1 protein-coding gene and 1 pseudogene are annotated in these 589 nt (G+C 33.1%); both read right to left on the reverse strand.

Annotated elements, in window-relative coordinates; genetic code table 11:
* The coding region (locus K0039_RS20295; RefSeq protein WP_438948077.1) for an amino acid kinase family protein at positions 1 to 298 on the reverse strand (298 nt) is incomplete at its 3' end.
* 83 nt (positions 299 to 381) lie between these two features.
* Positions 382 to 589, reverse strand: a pseudogene (locus K0039_RS20300) (translation elongation factor Ts); the annotation flags it as partial.

Genomic DNA, 589 nt, shown 5'->3' on the forward strand with positions numbered 1-589 from the left:
GAACTCTTGTAGCAACATCTATATTTTCTAGTGCATCCTGTAGCGCCATTGCATTCATAACTGTAGCTAACATTCCTATATAGTCAGCAGTAGTTCTATCCATTCCTTCACTAGTTCTACCTCTCCAGAAGTTTCCTCCACCTACTACTACAGCTACTTCAACACCTATTTCTTGTATTTTTTTTATAGCAATAGCAATATCATTATCTACATCATTGTTTATACCAAAACCTTTTTCTCCTGCTAATGCTTCTCCACTTAATTTTAACAATACCCTTTTGTACATTGGTTTATCCATCAGAAACCTCCTATTTCAATCCTTCATATCCATTTTTTCTATTTTTTAAAAAAGAGAACACCTGCGTGTTCTCTCTTTGGTTATTACTTAAGTTGCTTAGCAACTTCTTCTGCAAAGTTTTCTTCTCTCTTTTGTATACCTTCACCAACTTCGAATCTCACAACTTTAACAACTTTTATATCAGAACCTACTGCCTTAGCAACATCAGCAACTAATTGTTTAACAGTTATATCTGGATTTTTAACGAAAGTTTGCTCTAATAAACAAACCTCTTTTAATTCTTTTTCTAAT

The organism is Terrisporobacter mayombei (genome assembly GCF_020748465.1).
GTDB lineage: Bacteria > Bacillota > Clostridia > Peptostreptococcales > Peptostreptococcaceae > Terrisporobacter > Terrisporobacter mayombei.